This window comes from Pseudomonas sp. MF09150 (genome assembly GCF_059862355.1).
In genome coordinates, this window is record NZ_JCBCUS010000001.1 from 891,591 (window position 1) to 912,062 (window position 20,472).

General features: G+C 64.6%; 15 protein-coding genes. 7 read left to right on the forward strand and 8 right to left on the reverse strand.

Annotated features, from left to right (window positions below):
* Positions 1 to 22: 22 nt before the first annotated feature.
* Positions 23 to 1,363 (reverse strand): sigma-54 interaction domain-containing protein, encoded by a 1,341-nt coding sequence (locus tag AC19YX_RS03655; protein ID WP_201130604.1) that lies wholly within the window; start codon positions 1,361 to 1,363, stop codon positions 23 to 25.
* 248 nt (positions 1,364 to 1,611) lie between these two features.
* On the opposite strand from AC19YX_RS03655, the gene AC19YX_RS03660 reads away from it, so the two are divergent.
* Genes AC19YX_RS03660 through AC19YX_RS03670 form a run of 3 tightly spaced genes read left to right on the forward strand, consistent with a single transcriptional unit; the run spans position 1,612 to position 4,626 of the window.
* Positions 1,612 to 2,496 (forward strand): MBL fold metallo-hydrolase, encoded by an 885-nt coding sequence (locus AC19YX_RS03660; RefSeq protein WP_500605670.1) that lies wholly within the window; start codon positions 1,612 to 1,614, stop codon positions 2,494 to 2,496.
* 28 nt (positions 2,497 to 2,524) lie between these two features.
* Positions 2,525 to 3,802, forward strand: a complete 1,278-nt coding sequence (locus AC19YX_RS03665; RefSeq protein WP_500605671.1) for an NAD(P)/FAD-dependent oxidoreductase — start codon at positions 2,525 to 2,527, stop codon at positions 3,800 to 3,802.
* A complete protein-coding gene (locus tag AC19YX_RS03670; protein ID WP_078471493.1) occupies positions 3,799 to 4,626 on the forward strand; it encodes a sulfite exporter TauE/SafE family protein in 828 nt (275 codons plus the stop codon). Before AC19YX_RS03665 ends, AC19YX_RS03670 begins: the two co-directional genes overlap by 4 nt.
* A gap of 223 nt (positions 4,627 to 4,849) precedes the next feature.
* On the opposite strand, the gene AC19YX_RS03675 is transcribed toward AC19YX_RS03670, so the two are convergent.
* From AC19YX_RS03675 to AC19YX_RS03685, 3 genes are all read right to left on the reverse strand, one after another.
* Positions 4,850 to 5,866 (reverse strand): PDDEXK nuclease domain-containing protein, encoded by a 1,017-nt coding sequence (locus AC19YX_RS03675; protein ID WP_500605672.1) that lies wholly within the window; start codon positions 5,864 to 5,866, stop codon positions 4,850 to 4,852.
* A 122-nt stretch (positions 5,867 to 5,988) separates the two neighbouring features.
* Positions 5,989 to 6,399: a PA0061/PA0062 family lipoprotein gene (locus AC19YX_RS03680; RefSeq protein ID WP_078471495.1), complete on the reverse strand. Its 411-nt coding sequence runs from the start codon at positions 6,397 to 6,399 to the stop codon at positions 5,989 to 5,991.
* Between the two features lie 60 nt (positions 6,400 to 6,459).
* Positions 6,460 to 6,864: a PA0061/PA0062 family lipoprotein gene (locus tag AC19YX_RS03685; protein WP_500605673.1), complete on the reverse strand. Its 405-nt coding sequence runs from the start codon at positions 6,862 to 6,864 to the stop codon at positions 6,460 to 6,462.
* A gap of 229 nt (positions 6,865 to 7,093) precedes the next feature.
* On the opposite strand from AC19YX_RS03685, the gene AC19YX_RS03690 reads away from it, so the two are divergent.
* Genes AC19YX_RS03690 through AC19YX_RS03700 form a run of 3 tightly spaced genes read left to right on the forward strand, consistent with a single transcriptional unit; the run spans position 7,094 to position 12,870 of the window.
* On the forward strand, positions 7,094 to 10,315 hold the full coding sequence (locus AC19YX_RS03690; RefSeq protein ID WP_500605674.1) for an efflux RND transporter permease subunit: 3,222 nt from the start codon (positions 7,094 to 7,096) through the stop codon (positions 10,313 to 10,315).
* Positions 10,305 to 11,471 carry an efflux RND transporter periplasmic adaptor subunit gene (locus AC19YX_RS03695; RefSeq protein WP_500605675.1) on the forward strand — a complete coding sequence of 389 codons (1,167 nt, stop codon included), beginning with the start codon at positions 10,305 to 10,307 and terminating at the stop codon, positions 11,469 to 11,471. The genes AC19YX_RS03690 and AC19YX_RS03695 overlap by 11 nt, the downstream gene beginning before the upstream one ends.
* On the forward strand, positions 11,455 to 12,870 hold the full coding sequence (locus AC19YX_RS03700; protein ID WP_500605676.1) for an efflux transporter outer membrane subunit: 1,416 nt from the start codon (positions 11,455 to 11,457) through the stop codon (positions 12,868 to 12,870). Before AC19YX_RS03695 ends, AC19YX_RS03700 begins: the two co-directional genes overlap by 17 nt.
* A 754-nt stretch (positions 12,871 to 13,624) precedes the next feature.
* On the opposite strand, the gene AC19YX_RS03705 is transcribed toward AC19YX_RS03700, so the two are convergent.
* The 4 genes from AC19YX_RS03705 to AC19YX_RS03720 form a co-directional block, all read right to left on the reverse strand.
* Positions 13,625 to 14,593: an aliphatic sulfonate ABC transporter substrate-binding protein gene (locus AC19YX_RS03705; RefSeq protein ID WP_500605677.1), complete on the reverse strand. Its 969-nt coding sequence runs from the start codon at positions 14,591 to 14,593 to the stop codon at positions 13,625 to 13,627.
* 109 nt (positions 14,594 to 14,702) lie between these two features.
* Positions 14,703 to 15,254 (reverse strand): hypothetical protein, encoded by a 552-nt coding sequence (locus tag AC19YX_RS03710; protein WP_238596157.1) that lies wholly within the window; start codon positions 15,252 to 15,254, stop codon positions 14,703 to 14,705.
* Between the two features lie 259 nt (positions 15,255 to 15,513).
* A complete protein-coding gene (locus AC19YX_RS03715) occupies positions 15,514 to 16,791 on the reverse strand; it encodes a Zn-dependent hydrolase (RefSeq protein ID WP_500605678.1) in 1,278 nt (425 codons plus the stop codon).
* Positions 16,792 to 16,885: 94 nt separating this feature from the next.
* Positions 16,886 to 18,373: an NCS1 family nucleobase:cation symporter-1 gene (locus AC19YX_RS03720; protein ID WP_201130595.1), complete on the reverse strand. Its 1,488-nt coding sequence runs from the start codon at positions 18,371 to 18,373 to the stop codon at positions 16,886 to 16,888.
* Between the two features lie 622 nt (positions 18,374 to 18,995).
* Here AC19YX_RS03720 and hydA point away from each other — a divergent pair.
* Positions 18,996 to 20,435, forward strand: a complete 1,440-nt coding sequence (gene hydA, locus AC19YX_RS03725; protein WP_201130594.1) for a dihydropyrimidinase — start codon at positions 18,996 to 18,998, stop codon at positions 20,433 to 20,435.
* Positions 20,436 to 20,472 lie beyond the last annotated feature (37 nt).

The following is a 20,472-nucleotide window of genomic DNA, read 5'->3' on the forward strand; positions in this document are numbered from 1 at the left end:
TGCAATCGCGGCGCAGCAGCGGCTACGCCGGGGGCAGGCCCAGGGCTTTCAGGCGGCGGTAGAGGGTGCGTTCGCTCAGGCCCAGGCTCTGGGCCAGTTCGCTGCGCGGGCCGTCGAACACTTCCAGGGCGTGGGCCAGGCGTTCCAGGTCCTTGCTGCGGCGTCGGCGGCTGATGGCTTCGGCGGGAGCCTGGGGCGGCGCAAGCGTGTCTGTGCGCAGTTCGCCGGGCAGGTCCTGGACGCGGATCACCCCGTCATCGCTGAACAGGCTCGCGCGCTCCAGGATATTGCGCAGCTCGCGGATATTGCCCGGGTAGGCATACACCCGCAGGCGCTCCATGGCCTGGGCGTCGACCCGTGGCACCGCGCCCGGGGCCAGGCGTTGCAGCAGGCTGTCGATCAGCAGCGGCAGGTCATCCCGACGCTCGCGCAGGGCCGGCAGACGAATCGGAAAGGCGCTGATGCGGTAATACAGATCCTGGCGAAAGGTCCCGGCGGCCACCATGTCCTTGAGCGGCTTGTGGGTCGCCGCCACCAGGCGAAAATCCGAATGCACGGTGCGCAAACTGCCCACCGGACGGAAGCTGCCGGACTCGATCAGCCGCAGCAACTTGACCTGCATCGCCAGCGGCACCTCGCCGATTTCATCGAGGAACAAGGTCCCGCCATGGGCCGCTTCGGCCAGGCCGATCTTGCGCTGCAAGGCCCCGGTGAACGCGCCCTTCTCGTAGCCGAACAGTTCGCTCTCCAGCAACGATTCGGTGAGTCCGGTGCAATCGACCACCACCAGCGGCCCGCTGGCGCGCGGGCTGCCGTCATGCAGGGCACGGGCGAACAGCTCTTTGCCGGTGCCCGATTCGCCCTGCAGCAACACCGGGATCGGCGCCGGCGCCGCCCGCAGTAACGCGCTCAAAGCCTCGTTGAAGGCCGGCGAACGCCCCACCAGCCCCTTGCGCTGAGGTTGCACCGAAGCCACGGCCAACGAATTGAGGCGCTCGACATAGGCCACCACCGCCCCGCTCTCACCAATGATCGGCCGCAACTCCACCTCCACGTGCTCCGGCCCCCGTGGCGTGTGGTGCACGTGCAGCATGCGCTCCGGCACCCGGCTGTCGTGGGCCTTGCGCATCGGGCAATGTTCGCCGGCCTGATCGCAGGGCACGGCAAATTGATGGGACACCCGGTAGCACTTGGCGCCGACATGGGGCCGGCCCTCCACGCCGAACTGGCGCTGGTAGGCGGTATTGGCGGCAATGATGTTGTACTGGGTATCGAGCACGATGGTCGGCTGCGGATCGTGCTCCAGGTAAGACACCAGGGCCGACATCCGGCTGCTGGCGAGGTCGCGGGGCGAGGTGGACATGGCAACTCCTGCGGGGGTGCGGCAGCTTAAAACACCGGGGCGGTTTCTGCCACTTAATGCCATCGACTGCCACCCAACTGCCAAAATAACTGGCAGTGACAGCTCGAAACGCCCTCCGTCTATGCTGCAAGCCATTGAATTGAATGAAACGGCGTGCCCATTCGGCCCTGGACGTTGGCACGGTTATTGACACCCCAAGGGACGACTGCCCGTTCCGGCCGGCGTCACTTCATCGTCTGGAGAGCAGCATGATCATCGGCACCACCTTGCGTGTAGAAGCCTTTTTCGACCGCGACACCTGGACCATCAGCTACCTGGTGATGGACCAGACGACCCGGCGCTGCGCCTTGATCGACAGCGTGCTCGACTACGACCCCAAGTCCGGGCGCACTCGCACCGAATCCGCCGACCGCCTGATCGAGCGGGTCCGCGAACTGGACGCCGAGGTCGAGTGGATCCTGGAAACCCACGTCCACGCCGACCACCTGTCTGCTGCGGCTTACCTCAAGCAGCGCCTGGGGGCCAAGGTCGCCATCGGCCAGCACATCACCCAGGTGCAGAAGGTGTTCGCCAGCCTGTTCAACGAGGGCCCGGCGTTCGCCCGCGATGGCAGCCAGTTCGACGTGCTGCTGGCCGACGGCGCCGAATTCGCCATCGGCGGCCTCAGCGCTCGCGCCCTGCACACCCCGGGGCATACCCCGGCGTGCATGACCTACCTGGTGCAGGTCGGCGACGAGACCGTGGCCTTCGTTGGCGACACCCTGTTCATGCCCGACTACGGCACCGCACGCTGCGACTTCCCCGGGGCCGATGCGCGGACCCTGTACCGCTCCATCGGCAAGATCCTTGCCCTTGCGCCGCAGACCCGCCTGTTCATGTGCCACGACTACCTGCCCAACGGCCGCGAGTTGCAGTACATGACCACCGTGGCCGAGCAGCGCGCGCACAACATCCATATCCACCAGGGCATCGATGAAGAGTCCTTTGTCAGGATGCGCGAGGCCCGCGACGCCACCCTCGACATGCCGGTGCTGATCCTGCCCTCGGTGCAGGTCAACATGCGCAGCGGCCAACTGCCGGAGCCCGAGGACAACGGTGTGCGCTACCTGAAGATCCCGCTCAATTCCCTATAACTATTCCACTCCCCACGGAGACCTTGCCATGCGCCCTATTTCCACCCTGCAGCGGGCCGTCGACGGCAGCCACCAGGTGCTGATCGTCGGCGGCGGTGCAGCGGGCATCGCCGCCGCGTCGAGCCTGATGGCGCGCGACGCACAGCTTGACGTGGCGATCATCGACCCCGCCCCGCAGCACTATTACCAGCCCGGCTGGACCCTGGTCGGCGCCGGGGTGTTCAGCGCCCGGTCCACGGAGCGCAGCATGGCCTCGCTGATCCCCAAGGGGGTCAAGTGGATCCAGGCCGCGGTCAGCACCTTCGAGCCCGAGGCCAATGCCCTGGTGCTGGACAACGGCCAGGCCCTGGCTTACGACCAGTTGATCGTGTGCCCCGGCCTGAAGCTCGACTGGGACGCCATCGACGGTCTGAGCGCCACCCTGGGCAGCAACGGCGTGACCTCCAACTATCGCTACGACCTGGCGCCCTACACCTGGCAGCTGGTGCAACAACTCAAGCAGGGCCAGGCCCTGTTCACCCAGCCGCCGATGCCGATCAAGTGCGCCGGCGCGCCGCAAAAAGCCATGTACCTGTCGTGCGACCACTGGTTGCGCAACGGCCATCTGCCACGGATCAACACCCGCTTCATGAACGCCGGCGCGGTGCTGTTCGGGGTGCCGGACTACGTGCCGGCCCTGATGGAGTACGTGCACAAGTACGCGATCGACCTGGATTTCGGGCATAACCTGGTGGCGGTTGACGGCCCCGCCAAGCGCGCGACCTTTGTCCGAACCCTGGCCGATGGGCGCCAGGAACACCTGGAACGCCGCTTTGACCTGTTGCATGTGGTGCCGCCGCAGACCGCCCCGGACTTTATCCGCAGCAGCCCCCTGGCCGATGCCGCGGGCTGGGTCGACGTCGACCCCTACAGCCTGCGCCACACGCGTTTTGCCAATATCCACGGCCTGGGCGATGCCACCAACACCAGCAACGCCAAAACCGCGGCCGCCGCGCGCAAGCAGGCGCCGGTGGTGGCCAACAACGTGCTGGTGGCCCTCAAGCGCCTGCAGCGCCTGGCGCAGTACGACGGCTATGGTTCCTGCCCTCTGACGGTGGAACGGGGCAAGATCGTCCTCGCCGAATTCACCTACGGCGGCAAGCTCGCACCGAGCTTCGCCCCCTGGTTGCTGGATGGGCGCAAAGCCACGCGCCGCGCCTGGTGGTTGAAAGAGCGGATCCTGCCGCCGCTGTATTGGCGCGGCATGCTCAAGGGCCATGAATGGCTGGCCCGTCCGACCCTGAACACGGACACCCCGCCGGCATGAATGAAGTGACCTTGATCGGCGCCGGCCTGGGGCTGGTGATTGGCGCGATCCTGGCCTTGACCGGGGCTGGTGGCGGGATTCTTGCGGTGCCGTTGCTGGTGTTCGGCCTGGGCCTGAGCATGGTCGAGGCGGCGCCGGTCGGCCTGCTGGCGGTAGGCCTGGCGGCCAGCGTCGGCGCCCTGCTCGGCCTGCGCCAGGGCATCGTGCGTTATCGTGCGGCGGGGTTTGTCGCCGGCATCGGCATCCTGCTGACCCCCCTGGGGCTGTGGCTGGCCCATCGCCTGCCGAACGCCCCCCTGGCGCTGCTGTTTAGCCTGGTGCTGCTGTACGCCTGCGGGCGGATGTTGCTCAAGGCCAGCCGTGAACTGAAACACGGCCAGGCCGCACCGCGCCCGGCCTTTTTGCCCTGCGTGCTCAACCCGCAGCAAGGTCGCCTGCGCTGGACCCTGCCCTGTGCCCGCGCCCTGACGCTGACCGGGATGCTGTCGGGCCTGCTCTCCGGTTTGCTAGGGGTGGGCGGCGGGTTTGTAATCGTTCCGGCCCTGGGCCGCTACACCAACCTGGACAGCAAAAGCATCGTCGCCACCTCGCTGGCGGTGATCGCCCTGGTGTCGCTGGGCAGCGTGGTGACCGCCAGCGTCAGCGGGGTCATGCACTGGGCCGTGGGCGCGCCCTTTGCCTTGGGCGCGGTAGTGGGACTGGTCATGGGCCGACAAATGGCCAGCCATCTGGCCGGCCCGCGCCTGCAACAACTGTTCGCCATTACCGGCATGCTGGCGGCGCTGCTGCTGGCCTTCGGAGCCCTGGGGCTGTTGCCCCGTTGAGCCTATTTCGCCGGCAAGCCGGCGCCTACAAGGGAAATATTGACCTCTGCCGCTCGGGCACGCAGCCGACGACCATGGCCTGAACCTGGCTGCCGGGCGGCTGGCGGACTGGTTCGGCAGCGAGCAGAACTGAACATGGGGCACGCGCCGCGGCTAGGCTACGGCCTTGCTGCTCACTCGACTCACCAGCACACGGAACAGCCCGCACAGCTTGCCGCCAGCTTCATCGCGCTTGCGTATCCAGCGCATAAAACTCCTGCAGCTTGGCCTGCAGCAGTTTCTTGTCCGGCAGTTGGGTCCGATACTCGGCAATCAACGCCGGCGAAAGCGAACGGTTGAGGGCATATTCCACCACCTCGTCGTCCTTGCTGGCACAGAGCAACACTGCCAGGGCCGGGTTTTCGTGAGGTTTGCGCACTTGGCGATCCAGGGCCTCCAGGTAGAAATCCAGCTTGCCCAGATACTCCGGTTCGAAGCGCCCGACCTTGAGTTCAACGGCCACCAGGCAATTCAACCCACGATGGAACAGCAGCAGATCCAGGGCAAAATCCCGCCCGCCAACCTGTAATGGATAGCCTGACGCGACAAAGCAGAAGTCCCGCCCCATCTCGATCAGAAAATCCTTGAGCTGGCGCACCAGCCCCTGATGCAGATCGGCTTCGCCATGCCCCTGGGCCAGATCGAGAAACTCCACCATGTAGGCATCCTTGAACACCTTCAGGGCCTCGGGATGAGTGTCTCTCAACGCGGCCGAGACGCTTGCCGGGCGGGTCAGCGTGCGTTCGAACAGGGCCGATTTGATCTGCCGTTCCAGTTCTCGCCGTGACCACTGCTCCCGGACCGCCAAGTGCAGGTAGAACTCACGCTCCCTTGCCCCTTTGCTTTGTCCCATGACCACCAGATGGTGGCTCCAAGGCAATTGTCGCACCAGTGGTGCGACTTTCTCGTCATCACGATAGACCTCATAAAACTGTCGCATGCGAAACAGGTTCGCTCGGGTAAACCCCCGCAGGCCCGGCTGTTGCCGCGCCAGGTAATCCGCCAAGTGTTGGACGACGCCATCCCCCCACTCCGCCGCCTCGATCTTGCGGCTGATATAGGCCCCGACCTGCCAATACAGTTCCACCAATTCAGTGTTCACCGCTCGCACCGCCCGCTGCCGCGCGGCGGCGATCATCTGCGCCACTTCACCAAATGCCACATCGGTGGAGGTCATTGCCGCTTCAGTCTCTTTATTCATAACGCACGCCCGGTTTCAGGACACAGGCCCCTATCATCCAGTGGACCGCCAAGAACTTGTAGTCAGCCTTGTCTATTTTCACTGAGCGAAATGTCCTGATTTCGGCGACGCAATCAGACCTGTCAGCCCGGCATGCACGCGAAGTCATGGGTACTGGCCACCTGCTTGCCCATGGCGTCATACAAGCGCGCCGACACCTCGCTCCCCAGGGACGATTCCACCAGCTTGTAATGCTCGCCGGCCTTGAAGCCGCTGTAGCTGATATGGCCGTCGCAGTCTTGCTGGTTGGAATCACCGACGTTCTCTTCAAACAGGGTCACGTCCAGGCGGTGGGCACCGGGCTTGACCTGGAAATAACGCCCATCGTCGATCTTCTGCCCATCCACGCGCTCGGCCAGCAGGTCATTGGGCGCCTCTTCTTGCAGGCCGATCCAGGCCTCGCTGGGGTCGGGCTGGGGCATGGGCCCGGCACACGCCGCCAACAACGCCACCAGGCTCAACATCGGGATCAGCAACAACGGTCTACGGGACATCACTAAACACCTCATCAATCATGGGCGCCGGCGCGAGCTGCGTCGGCTTCTGCGGCACGGCTACAGGCAGCTGAAGTCCGCGCTATGGGCCAGGGGCCGGCCCTGGGCATCCATCAATACGGCGCTGACTTCCTGGCCCTGGCTCGACTCCAGCAACTGGTAATGCTCGCCAGCCTTGAAGCCCGAGTAGTCCAGGCGCCCCTCGCATTCCGGCTGCGCCGAGTTGCCGTTGGCGCCTTGCAACAGCGCCATTTGCAGGCGGTGCGCGCCCGGGCTCACCTGAAAGTAACGCCCATCCTCCAGGCGTTTGCCGTCGACACTGTCGGCCAGCAGATCGTTCGGCGACTCCTGGGCCAGCCCGATCCAGGCCTGGCTCGGATCGGCCTTGGGCAGCGGCCCGGCGCAAGCCGAAAGCAGGCCAACCAGGGCCAGCCCCGGCAGCAGCAACAGGGGTTTGAATGACATGGCGCAACACCTCGCAAGTGAAAAAACAGTGCCCGGGACGAGCCGGATAACACGCCTCGCCGGATGCCTATCCAGCTTGTGGGCGTGCCCCGCCCTGAACAAATGAATCCACATGAAAGGATTTTCAGGCCGCGCTTAAATCTTCCTTCATCTTCACGAAAGCCGCGTGTTAGGTGGGTCGCCGCAGTCTGCCGAGGTTTGCAATCCCACTCCCTCGGAGGTTTTCGGCATGCTCGGGCTGGTCAAGACCGCACTGCTCAAGCCCTACACGTTTATCGTGCTGGCAATTTTCATCTGCATCATCGGGCCCATGGCGGCCCTGCGTACGCCCACCGATGTCTTCCCCGATATCGGCATCCCGGTAGTGGCGGTGGTCTGGCAGTACAACGGCCTGTCGCCCGAGGCCATGGCCGGGCGCGTGATCTACACCTACGAGCGCTCCCTGAGCACCACGGTCAACGACATCGAACACATCGAATCCCAGTCGCTGCCGGGCATGGGCATCGTCAAGATCTTCTTCCAGCCTGGGGTGGACATCCGTACCGCCAATGCCCAGGTGACCGCGGTGTCACAAACCGTGCTCAAGCAGATGCCGCCAGGCATCACCCCGCCGCTGATCCTCAATTACAGCGCCTCGACGGTGCCGATCCTGCAAATGGCGTTTTCCAGCCCGATCCTGTCGGAGGCAAAGATCCGCGACCTGGTGCAGAACAATATCCGCCTGCCCCTGAGCTCCCTGCCCGGCCTGGCCATGCCCACGCCCATGGGCGGCAAGCAGCGCCAGATCACCCTCGACCTGGACCCCCAAGCCCTGGCGGCCAGAGGCCTGTCGGCGCAGGACGTGGGCAATGCCCTGGCGGCGCAGAACCAGATCATCCCGGTGGGCACCGCCAAGCTCGGCGGCAATGAATACACGGTGCTGCTGAACAACAGCCCCACCGCCATCGAGGAACTCAACGACCTGCCGATCAAGACCGTGGACGGCGCGCTGATCACCATCGGCCAGGTGGCCCACGTGCGCGACGGCTCGCCGCCGCAGACCAATATCGTGCGCGTGGATGGCCGGCGCGCCGTGCTGATGCCGGCCCTGAAGAATGGCAATATCTCCACCCTGTCGATTGTCGACGGCATTCGCGGGATGCTGCCGCGCATCAATGAAACCCTGCCGCCCTCGCTCAAGACTTCGCTGCTGGGGGACGCCTCGGTGTTCGTCAAACAGTCGGTGGGCAGCGTGGCCCAGGAAGGCATCATTGCCGCCCTGCTGACCAGCGCGATGATCCTGCTGTTTCTCGGCAGCTGGCGCTCGACCCTGATCATCGCCGCCTCGATTCCCCTGGCGGTGCTGGCGGCCATTGCCCTGCTGGCCCTCAGCGGTCAGACCCTGAATGTGATGACTCTGGGCGGCCTGGCCCTGGCGGTGGGGATTCTGGTGGACGATGCCACAGTGACCATCGAGAACATCAACTGGCACCTGGAACAGGGCAAGGCGGTCAAGGTGGCGATCCTCGACGGCGCCAGGCAGATCGTCGGCCCGGCCTTCGTCTCGCTGCTGTGCATCTGCATCGTTTTCGTACCGATGTTCCTGCTGCAAGGCATTGCCGGCTACCTGTTCCGGCCCATGGCCCTGGCGGTGATTTTCGCCATGGCCAGCTCGTTCATCCTCTCGCGGACCCTGGTGCCGACCCTGGCCATGTACCTGCTCAAGCCACACACGCCGGAAGCAGGCCCCGGGCATCATCCGGAAGATGCTTTCATCAACCATCACGAAGGCGAGCAGCACGCCAAGCCGCGCAACGCCCTGGTGCGTGCCTTGCTGGCTTTCCAGCAGGGTTTCGAGCGGCGCTTCTCCAACGTGCGCGACACCTACCACGGCCTGCTGCACCTGGCCCTGGGCCGGCGCAAGACCTTCATCCTCGGCTTCCTCGCCTGTGTGCTGGCCTCGTTCGCCCTATTGCCGAGCCTGGGCCAGGACTTCTTCCCGGCCACCGACGCCGGCGCCCTGGCGGTGCATGTGCGACTGCCCCTGGGCACGCGGATCGAGGAAAGCGCGGCGGCCTTCGACCGCATCGAAGCGCGGATCCGCGAAGTGATCCCGGCCGAGCAACTGGACAGCATCATCGACAACATCGGCATCCCTCTGAGCGGCATCGACATGGCCTACAGCAACAGCGGCACCATCGGCCCCCAGGACGGCGATATCCAGGTCACCCTCAAGCCCGGCCACGGCCCCACCGCCGACTACGTCAAACAGCTGCGCGAAGCCCTGCCGGAAAGCTTTCCCGGCAGCCACTTCGCCTTTTTGCCGGCGGACATCAGCAGCCAGATCCTCAACTTCGGCGCCCCGGCCCCGCTGGACGTGAAAGTCTCCGGGCCCGACAACGTGGCCAACCGCGCCTTCGCCGTGGAACTGGAGCGGCGCCTGCAGCATGTGCCGGGCATTGCCGACCTGCGGATCCAGCAGTCCACCGGCTACCCATCGCTGCAAGTCAAGGTTGACCGCCTGCGGGCCAATGGCCTGGGGATCACCGAACGGGACGTGACCAACAGCATGGTGGCCTCCTTGGCCGGCAGTTCCCAGGTGGCGCCGACCTTCTGGCTCAACCCGAAAAATGGCGTGTCCTACTCCATCGTCGCCGCCACCCCGCAGTACCGCCTGGACAGCCTGCCGGCCCTGGAGGCGCTGCCGGTCACCGGCAGCAATGGGCAGTCGCAGATCCTCGGCGGCCTGGCGGATATCTCCCGGGTCGAGAGCCCGGCGGTGGTCAGCCACTACAACATCCAGCCGACCCTGGATCTGTATGCGAATGTCCAGGGCCGTGACCTCGGCGCCGTGGCCCATGACATGCAAAAGGTTCTGGACGCCGCCGCCAGCCTGCGACCCAAAGGTGCCACCGTCAGCCTGCACGGGCAGATCGACGCCCTGCACGAAGCCTTCAGCGGCCTGAGCCTGGGCCTGCTGGGGGCGGTGGTGCTGATCTACCTGCTGATCGTGGTCAACTTCCAGTCCTGGGTCGATCCATTCGTGATCATCACCGCGCTGCCGGCGGCCCTGGCCGGGATCGTGTGGATGCTATTTCTCAGCGGCACCTCATTGTCAGTGCCAGCCCTGACCGGCGCCATCCTGTGCATGGGGGTGGCCACCGCCAACTCGATCCTGGTGGTGAGCTTCTGCCGCGAGCGCCTGGCGGAGCACGGCGATGCCCTCAAGGCCGCCCTGGAAGCCGGCTACACGCGGTTTCGCCCGGTGTGCATGACCGCCCTGGCGATGATTATCGGCATGCTGCCCCTGGCCCTTTCCGAGGAACAGAACGCCCCCCTGGGCCGCGCGGTGATCGGCGGGCTGATCCTCGCCACCGTCGCCACCCTGATCTTTGTCCCCGTGGTCTTCAGCCTGGTCCACGGACGTCTCTCCCATCCCGCTGTTGCTGGAGAAAACACCCATGTCGCCTGAGCACACCCCTTCGCGCAAACGCCTGATGCTGCTGGGCATCGGCGGCCTGACCCTGGCCGCCCTGCTGGTGGCCAACGGTCTGGCCGCGCGCACCCGGCACGAGCAGGCCGTGACCGCCTGGACTGAAACTGCGGCTGTGCCGCAGGTGCTGGTATTGCAGCCGCAGCAGAATGTGCTCGGCGACACCCTGCGCTTGCCGGCGCACCTGGAAGCCTGGAGCAAGGCACCAATCCACGCCCGGGTCAGCGGCTACCTGAAAGACTGGACCCAGGACATCGGGGCCAAGGTCACCGCCGGCCAGGTGCTGGCCCATATCGACAGCCCCGACCTGGACCAGCAAGTGGCTCAGACCCGGGCGCGGATGATCCAGGAACAGGCCAATGCGCGCCTGGCCCAGACCACCGCCGAGCGCTGGCAGAACCTCTTGGCCAGCCACTCGGTGTCGCGCCAGGAGGCCGATGAAAAACGCTCCAACGCCGCAGCCGCCAAGGCCAATGCCGAGGCGGCCGGCGCCGACTATGCACGGCTTTCGGCACTGGAGGACTACAAGACCATCCGCGCACCGTTCGCCGGCACCATCACCGCGCGCCACACCGACATTGGCCAGTTGATCAAGGCCGACAACGACAGCGACCCGGAGCTGTTCGACCTGGCCGACACCCACAAGCTGCGGCTGTATGTGCCGATCCCGCAGAACTACGCCAGCGTGATCCACCCCGGGCTGGTGGCCCAACTGACCGTGCCCGAGCACCCGGGCCAGCACTTCAGCGCGCAACTGGTGGGCGACTCCACCGCCATCGATCCGCGCTCGGGCACCCTGCTGGCGCAGTTTGTCGCGGCCAACCCTGAAGGCGCCCTGATGCCCGGCGACTATGCCGAGGCGACCCTGGCGATCCCGGCCGACACCCATGGCGTCAGCATCCCGGCCAGCGCCCTGATCTTCCGCGCCGCGGGCACCCAGGTGGCGCTGATCGACAGCGCCCGGCACGTGCATCTGCGCAGCATCCATATCGGCCTCGACCTTGGGGAGCGCCTGGTGATCGACCAGGGCCTGACGCCCGTCGACCAGGTCATCGACAACCCGCCGGACGCCCTGCGTGAAGGCGATCTGGTGCAACTGGCGGACGCCGGAGGTGCCCATGCGCCCAAGGCTTAAACCCCTGGCTGTGCTGCTGTTGCTGGGGTTGCACGGCTGCTCGCTGGCGCCCCACTACCAGGCGCCCACCGTCGACCTGCCGGCGCAGTTTCGCGAACAGACCGCGGACGGGCCCTGGCACCCGGCCCATGCGCCCCAGGCGCTGGCCGAACCCTGGTGGCGGCTGTACCAGGACCCACGCCTGGACAACCTGCAGCAGCGCCTGCTCAAGGCCAACCCGGACCTCGCCGCCGCCCTCGCCCACTACGACGGCGCCCAGGCCTATGCCAGCCAACTGCATGCCGGACTGTTCCCGCAGATCAGCGCCAGTGCCCAACCCCTGCGCCAGCGTCAGTCCGACAGCCGACCGCTGCGGGGCAGCACCCAGCCGTCGATCTACAACAGCAACACGGCGGGGTTTTCCCTGAACTTCGACCTCGACCTGTGGGGACGGATTCGCAATCAGGCCGCGGCCGGCGATGCCCAGGCCCAGGCCTCCGGCGATGACCTGGCGGCCGCGCGCCTGAGCCTGCAACAACAGTTGGCGAACCTCTATATGCAGCTCGACGGCCTGGATGCCCAGAGCCGGATCTTGAGCAGCTCCCTCGAAGATTACGCCCAGGCCCTGCAACTGACCCGCGACCGCTACCAGGGGCAGATCGCCTCGGAACTGGACCTGACCCGGGCCCAGAGCCAACTGGCCAGCGCCGAGGCCGAACGGGACGAAGTGCGGGCGCAACGCAACCTCACCGAACACGCCATCGGTGAGCTGGTGGGCGAACCGGCCAGCACCTTCAGCCTCGCCCCCTCGTCACAATGGCTGAGCCTGCCGGCCATTCCCGCGCAACTGCCCAGTACCTTGCTGCAACGGCGACCGGACATCGCGGCGGCAGAACGTCGGGTGTATGCGGCCAATGCCGGTATCGGCGTAGCGCGCGCGGCGTGGTACCCGGACTTCAGCCTGACTGGGCTGCTCGGTGGCCAGACCCAGGGCGTGGGGAATCTGCTGGCGGCGGGCAATCGTTACTGGGCGTTGGGGCCGTTGATCAACCTGCCGATCTTCGATGGCGGGCGGCTCAGCGCCAATGAGCGATTGGCCCATGCCGAGTTTGAAGAAGCGGCGGCTCATTACCGGAGCCGAGTGCTCGGGGCGGTGCGCGAGGTGGAGGACAACCTGGGACAATTGCGCGATTTGCGCCAGGAGGCGCTGGATCAGCAGGCGGCGGTCAATGCGGCCCAGCACACGCAGTTACTGGCCATGAACAGCTATCAAGCGGGGGCCGTCAGCTACCTGGATGTAGTGACAGCGCAGACCGCAGCCTTGCAGGCGCAGCGCAGTTTGCAAGCAGTGCAAACGCGAGAGTTGCAGGCTAGCGTTGGATTGGTGGTGGCGTTGGGTGGCGGGTGGAAAAGCGGCTGAACCCAGCAGGGGTTATGTGTGCTGAGGAAGCTTTTTGTGGCGAGGGAGCTTGCTCCCGCCGGGCCGGGCTGGCGCTCCAGCGCGTAGCGGCCCCAAGACCTAGCGCCTCGGTTTTATGGGTGTACATATCCATTACTGCGGGCGTGGCGCCTATAGATTCCGCTCTTACAGCGGGTCACTTTGGAACAGCCGGAATGCCGGCCCAGTCCAAAGTAACCAAAGGGCTCTTGCCCCACCACTCGGTGCCTCGCCTAGGCTCGGCATGCCCTCCGGCCGGCCTGGACTGGCACCTGCGCGTCCCCGCCCCTCCCCTAAAATCACCGCGCCTTTACTGGCCAGCGCAGCCTGTGCCTCGGCAGCGGCCACAGGGCTTGCCTGCCTTGCTTTTGCTTTGGCTGTTGACCTTGCTTTTGATCTTGATCCACCCGCCCCTTCGGCAGGCCGAGTGGAGGTGTTCATCAGGGGATTGGCGCGCAGCGCCCTTCGACGCAGTCGAAGACGTCGCTGGAAGCGATGCCCCCTGAGGGACGCCGGAACGAGGGGACCCGAGCGCAGCGAGTGGCCGTACGCTCGGGGCGAGACCTTTTGGGTACTTTTGGGGCGTTTGCCAAAAGTACCTCGCCGTAAGGGCGAAACCCTAAGCCGCCATTACCGCAGCAACGGATAAGCCCCCAACACTCCATTCACCAGAAAGATCTCCGACGCCAACACCGGCCAGCGCAACCTCCTACCTCAGCAGCGCCTACAGCACATATCAAAGCGCTTTAGGACTCCAGAGTTGCACCGCCCGCGCATCCACAGGCTTGGGCAAAAGTTTTTCCTGATAGAAAGCATCAGCAATTTTCTGCTGCTCACCCAAGGCATCAGGCTTCACCACTTCCACCTTGTAAGTGCGCCGACTGTTGGCCAACTCCACAGTCGGCGCATCAAGGTTGCCCCACAGCGGCCCCAGCAATTTCGCCGCGTCCGCCGGGTGCGCCTTGACCCAAGTGCCGGTCTTCTGCAACTCGGCAAACACCTGGTTCAGCACCTCGGGATGGGCCTTGGCGTAATCATTGGAAGCCAGGTAATAGCGGCGATAACTGGCCAGGCCCTGGCCATCGTGCAGCACCCGCGCGCCCTGCTGGCGTTCGGCGCTGGCGACGAAGGGCTCCCAGGTGACCCAGGCGTCGACCTTGTGGGTCTCCAGGGCCGCGCGGCCATCGGCCGGAGTCAGGTACACCGGTTGGATATCGGCGAATGTCAGGCCAACGCTGCGCAGCGCCGCGATCAGCAGGTAATGGCTGCCCGCAGCCTTGGTCACCGCAATGCGCTTGCCCTTGAGTTCGGCCAGTGTCTTGAGGGTCGAGTCCTTGGGCACCACGATCGACTGCGCGGCCGGCGATGGGGTTTCGCTGGCGAAGTACGTCAGGTTGGCTCCCGCCGCCTGGGCGAATACCGGCACTGTATCGGCGACGTCGGCGGAGATGTCGACGTTGCCCACATTCAGCGATTCCGCCAGGGGTAAGCCGCTGGTGAACTCATGCCAGGTGACATTGACGCCCTGGGCCGCCAGTTGTTTTTCCAGGGTGCCCTGGGCCTTGAGCACCGCCAACAAGGTCGAGGATTTCTGGTAACCGATGCGCAGGTCGCTATCGGCCTGAGCATTGAGAGCCATGCCCAGCGCCAGGCCGGTCAGAGCGGTGATCGACAAACTACGACGCAAAGCAAAGGGCAGACGCATGGGGGCGGACCTTCTGGAGGACAGGAAAGTCGCTAAAAGCTAATCGATCTAATAAACGGAAAATAAATACTTTTTAAGAATTAGCTTAGGTTCGTGTGGCTGACGGGACCTAACGATCACAGGGCGCCGAACCACCGTACTGAGTTTGCCGCAGGCAGAAATAGCCATTTTTCTTCAGGGTCAGCGGAGCCACGGCACAGGGCAGCACCGCCTGATTGACCTCGATCGACACGCGCTCGCCCTGCAGCTCGTGCGCGTCCAGCCGGAGCTCGCAGCTGCCGGCCTGGTCGCCGCCCAAGTAGCCGATGGTGTTGATCACCCGGTTGTCCAACTTGATCACCAAGGGGTTCTGCGCCGCCGAACACGCGGTGATGCTGGGGTAACTGGCCTTGATGCGCAGATGGTTGTCATCGCCGGTGGCCGCAGGGACCAGGGGAATGAACAGCAGCGACATCAGATGGTGGGACGGCGCGGACGTCACCTTCACATAGAGCGGCTCGGGCCCGCAGGCCAGCTTGAACGAGGTGCCCTCGTTGTACTTGCCGGTGCTGGCGTCCTGCCAACCGCCGAGGCTGTCGGCCTTCCAGTCGTGGCCCCATTTGTAATCGATACAGCCACTCAGGCTCAGGGCCAGGGTCAGACAAAGCGCCATCCTGTGCATAGTCGGCATCCAGTGCGGGAAATTTTGCCAGTGTACGGCAACCTGAAATATGTCGTCGCTGTCGATGGCCACCGACCGCGTTCGGAGGCTGGTTAACAGCGATGCGCTGGGGTGTCCGGTGTCGTCGAGTTGTTGAGGTTCAGCGCAGCCTTGCGCGCTCGGCAGCGGCTACAGGTGAGTGCTGTAGCCGCTGCCGAAAGCTGCGCTGGCCATTGGCGGCGCCGTGGTGAGTCGGACGCCGTTGAGTGGTTGCATGGCGCTAGCGGCGGGTGCCGGCGATGGTGGCGGAGGCCGCCAGCATCGCGCGCAGCAGCACGGCGCAGCCGGCCGCAAGGTCATCAGGGGCAGCGTTTTCGATTTCGTTGTGGCTGATGCCGCCTTCGCAGGGCACGAAGATCATCCCCGCCGGGCCCAGTTCGGCGACGAAGATCGCGTCGTGCCCGGCACCGCTGACGATGTCCATATGGGACAGGCCCAAGCCCTGGGCCGCGCCGCGTACCGCTTCGATGCAGTCCGGGTTGAAGTACAGCGGCGGGAAGTCGGCGGTGGGCGTCAGTTCAAAGCTCAGGCCATGCTCCTCGCAGGTGCTGTCGATCACTTGCCGCACCTGGTCGATCATCGAGTCCAGGCGCGCCGGTTCCAGGTGGCGGAAATCCAGGGTCATGCGCACCTCACCCGGGATCACGTTGCGCGAGCCGGGATAGGCTTGCAGGCAACCGACGGTGCCGCAGGCATGAGGTTGGTGCCCCAGGGCTGCGCGGTTGACGGCCGCAACCACCGCCGCCGCGCCGACCAGGGCGTCCTTGCGCAGGTGCATCGGGGTCGGTCCGGCGTGGGCTTCCACCCCGCGCAGCTTGAGGTCGAACCACTTCTGGCCGAGGGCGCCCATGACCACGCCGATGGTTTTGCGCTCGTCCTCGAGGATCGGCCCCTGCTCGATATGGGCCTCGAAATAGGCGCCCACCGGGTGCCCGCTGACCTTGCGCTGGCCGGCGTAGCCGATGGCGTTCAGGGCCTCGCCGACGCTGACCCCGTCGACGTCGGTCTTGGCCAGGGTGTCCTCCAGGGTGAACTTCTCGGCGAACACCCCGGACCCCATCATGCACGGCGGGAAGCGCGAGCCTTCTTCGTTGGTCCACACCACCACTTCCAGCGGTGCCTCGGTTTCCAGCTTTAGGTCGTTGAGGGTGCGCAGCACTTCCACCCCGGCCAGCACACCGAAGCAGCCGTCGAACTTGCCGCCGGTGGGCTGGGTGTCGATATGGCTGCCGGTCATCACCGGTGGCAGCCCCGGGGTACGCCCGGGACGGCGGGCGAAGATGTTGCCGATGCCGTCCACCGTGACCGTGCAACCGGCCTCCTCGCACCATTTCACGAACAGGTCCCGGGCCTGGCGATCGAGGTCGGTCAGGGCCAGGCGACAGACCCCGCCCTTGACCGTGGCCCCGAGCCTGGCCAGTTCCATGAGCGACTGCCACAGGCGGTCGCGGTTGATGTGCTGATGGCTGGATTGCAGAACGTCGACGGCAGCGTTCATGGTGATCTCCTCAGGCTTTTTTCTGATTGTGTGGGGCGACCCGAACCCGGGCCGCCTGGGCTTCATGCATCACCGCGAGCCAACAGGTGCAGGCTCAAACCGGGGTCTTGGCGGCCACCGCCTGGGCATTGCGCAGGCTGCACAGGCCGTAGTAGAGGATGCCGCCCAGGGCCGAACCGGTGAACCAGCCGTAGCTGTAGAACCAGCTGAATGCGTCGCTGCCCAGGGACAGCAGGGTCAGCACCACCGGCACGGCAAAGGCGATAAACCCGTTCCAGTTCCAGGCCGGATACACGTCATCGCGGTACAGGCCGGCCAGGTCCAGGCGTTGTTTCTTGATGATGAAATAGTCCACCACCATGATCCCGGCAATCGGCCCCAGCAGGCTGGAATAGCCCAGCAGCCAATTGGAGTACACGGTTTCCAGGCTGACGTCGGAGATCAGCAGGCCCAGCTTTTTCAACAGTTCATGGGCCATCAGGGCCAGGCCCACCAGGCCGGTGAGCAGCACCGCCTTGGTGCGCCCGATCAGCTTCGGCGCCAGGTTCTGGAAGTCATTGGTCGGTGAGACGATGTTGGCCGCGGTGTTGGTGGACAAGGTGGCGATGATGATCAGCGCCATGGCCAGGGCCACCCAGCCCGGGCTCTGGATATGGCCGATCAGGCTCACCGGATCGGACACGGTCACGCCCACCAGTTTCACCGAGGCGGCGGTCATCACCACGCCCAGGGCGGCGAACAGGAACATGGTCAGCGGCAGGCCGAAAATCTGCCCGAGGATCTGGTCTTTCTGGCTTTTGGCGTAGCGGCTGAAGTCGGGAATGTTCAGCGACAGCGTGGCCCAGAACCCGACCATCGCCGTGAGCCCGGCCATGAAGTAACTGGTGACGCTGGCGCCTTCGGGACGCTTGGGCGGGATCGCCAGCAATTCGCTCAACGACACATTGGGCAGGGCCCACACCAGCAGGCCGATGCCCACCGCCACCAGCAGTGGCGCGGACAGGGTTTCCAGCCACTTGATCGACTCGGCCCCGCGCAGCACCACCCACAGGTTGAGGGTCCAGAAGATCATGAAACCGATCACCTCGCCGGTGCCGCCCAGGGCCTTCCAGCCTTCGAAGATCGACCCCAGGAACAGGTGGATCGCCAGCCCGCCGAACATGGTCTGGATGCCGAACCAGCCGCAGGCCACCAGGGCCCGGATCAGGCATGGCACGTTGGAGCCGATGATGCCGAACGACGAGCGCAGCAACACCGGGAACGGAATGCCGTACTTGGTGCCGGCGAAGGCGTTGAGGGTCAGGGGGATCAGCACGATGATGTTGGCCAGCAAGATCGCCAGCAGTGCCTCGCCGACGCTGAGGCCGAAATAGGCGGTCAGTACCCCGCCCAGGGTGTAGGTCGGCACGCAGATCGACATGCCGATCCACAGCGCGGTGATGTGCCATTTGTTCCAGGTGCGTTCATGGACCTTGGTCGGGGCGATGTCGTGGTTATAACGGGGGCTGTCGAGTACGTCGCTGCCGGCGTCCAGCTCATACAAGCCTGCGCGCTCGGTCACTTGAGATCTGTTCTGTTGCATGGCCGCTCCACTGTTCTTTTGATTATTTTTGCTCATCAGGCAGCTGGCGGACGGGACCGCTAGCCGGACGATGGCCGGAGAACTTACGACTTTTAGCGACCGGCCAACCTGTCAGCGGCGGCACTCAATAAGCGTGCCGGATTGTCCATTGACGGTGTTTGGCGACCGTTAAAATCCATGTAAACAACTGATGTTCATCAGTTTTATTCTTATTAACTATCACGTCCCGGGTACTTGCCTGTTCACTCAGGCTAACTGTTCGGCAAGTTGACCGCAGCGTCAGGACTCAAACTGGTGCACTGAAACTTATTGCACACTTTTGTTCAGGCCATAAGCCCCCTTCAAGCAGCTGATTTCACATAGGAAATCTTGACCATATTTCGATCCTGTCAAGTGCGTCAAAATGGTGAGGGGCTGCACCATTTTGCAGTTATTTGAATTTATTCGTTTAAATTCAACAACTTAATAGTGATATAAGCTTATAAAAAATAATCTTGCTCATTCCAGGAACACCAGCTAGTTTCTATTCCTGACACCGCTGACAGGAATAAACTTGCGCAGCACGGTCGATATAAAACACTTAGAACCGACATAACTCGGTCATGCCTGCGAGGAACTCGGAATGTCTCTGTTGATCCGTGGCGCCACCGTTATTACCCATGATGAAAGTTATAAAGCCGATGTCTTGTGCGCCGACGGCGTGATCAAGGCCATCGGTAATAACCTGGATATTCCCGCCGGCGTCGACGTGCTCGACGGCAGCGGCCAATACTTGATGCCCGGCGGCATCGACCCCCACACCCACATGCAATTGCCCTTTATGGGCACCGTGGCCAGCGAAGACTTTTTCAGCGGCACGGCGGCGGGTCTGGCGGGGGGTACCACTTCGATCATCGACTTCGTGATTCCCAACCCCCAGCAGTCGTTGCTCGAAGCGTTCCATCAGTGGCGTGGCTGGGCCGAGAAGTCGGCATCCGACTACGGGTTTCACGTGGCCATTACCTGGTGGAGCGAACAGGTGCGCGAAGAAATGGCTGAGTTGGTGAGCCGGCACGGGGTCAACAGCTTCAAGCATTTCATGGCTTACAAGAACGCGATCATGGCTGCCGACGACACCCTGGTGGCGAGCTTCGAACGCTGCCTGGAACTGGGCGCGGTGCCCACCGTGCATGCCGAGAACGGCGAGCTGGTGTATCACCTGCAACGCAAGCTGATGGCCCAGGGCATTACCGGCCCGGAAGCGCACCCGCTGTCGCGGCCCTCGCAGGTCGAAGGCGAAGCCGCCAGCCGCGCCATTCGCATCGCCGAAACCCTGGGCACTCCGCTGTACCTGGTGCACGTTTCGACCAAGGAAGCCCTCGACGAGATCACCTATGCCCGCAGCAAAGGCCAGCCGGTCTACGGTGAAGTGCTGGCCGGGCACCTGTTGCTCGACGACAGCGTATACCGGCACCCAGACTGGCAGACCGCTGCCGGCTACGTGATGAGCCCGCCCTTCCGCCCTCGCGGCCACCAGGAGGCGCTGTGGCATGGGCTGCAATCGGGCAACCTGCATACCACCGCCACCGACCACTGCTGCTTCTGCGCCGAACAAAAGGCCGCCGGGCGCGACGACTTCAGCAAGATCCCCAACGGCACCGCCGGTATCGAAGACCGCATGGCCGTGCTCTGGGACGAAGGGGTCAATACCGGCCGCCTGTCGATGCAGGACTTTGTGGCCCTGACCTCCACCAACACCGCGAAAATCTTCAACCTCTACCCACGCAAGGGCGCGATCCGTGTCGGTGCCGATGCCGACCTGGTGCTCTGGGACCCGCAAGGCACCCGCACCATTTCCGCCAAGACCCACCACCAGCAGGTCGACTTCAACATCTTCGAAGGCAAGACCGTGCGCGGCGTGCCGAGCCACACCATCAGCCAGGGCAAGTTGCTGTGGGTCGACGGCGATCTGCGGGCCGAACGCGGCGCCGGGCGCTACGTGGAACGCCCACCCTACCCGGCGGTGTTCGACCTGTTGAGCAAGCGCGCCGAAGCCAGCAAGGCGACGGCCGTGGAGCGCTGAGGTCGCGCTGTGGTGGGGGCCGTTGCTATTGCGGTTG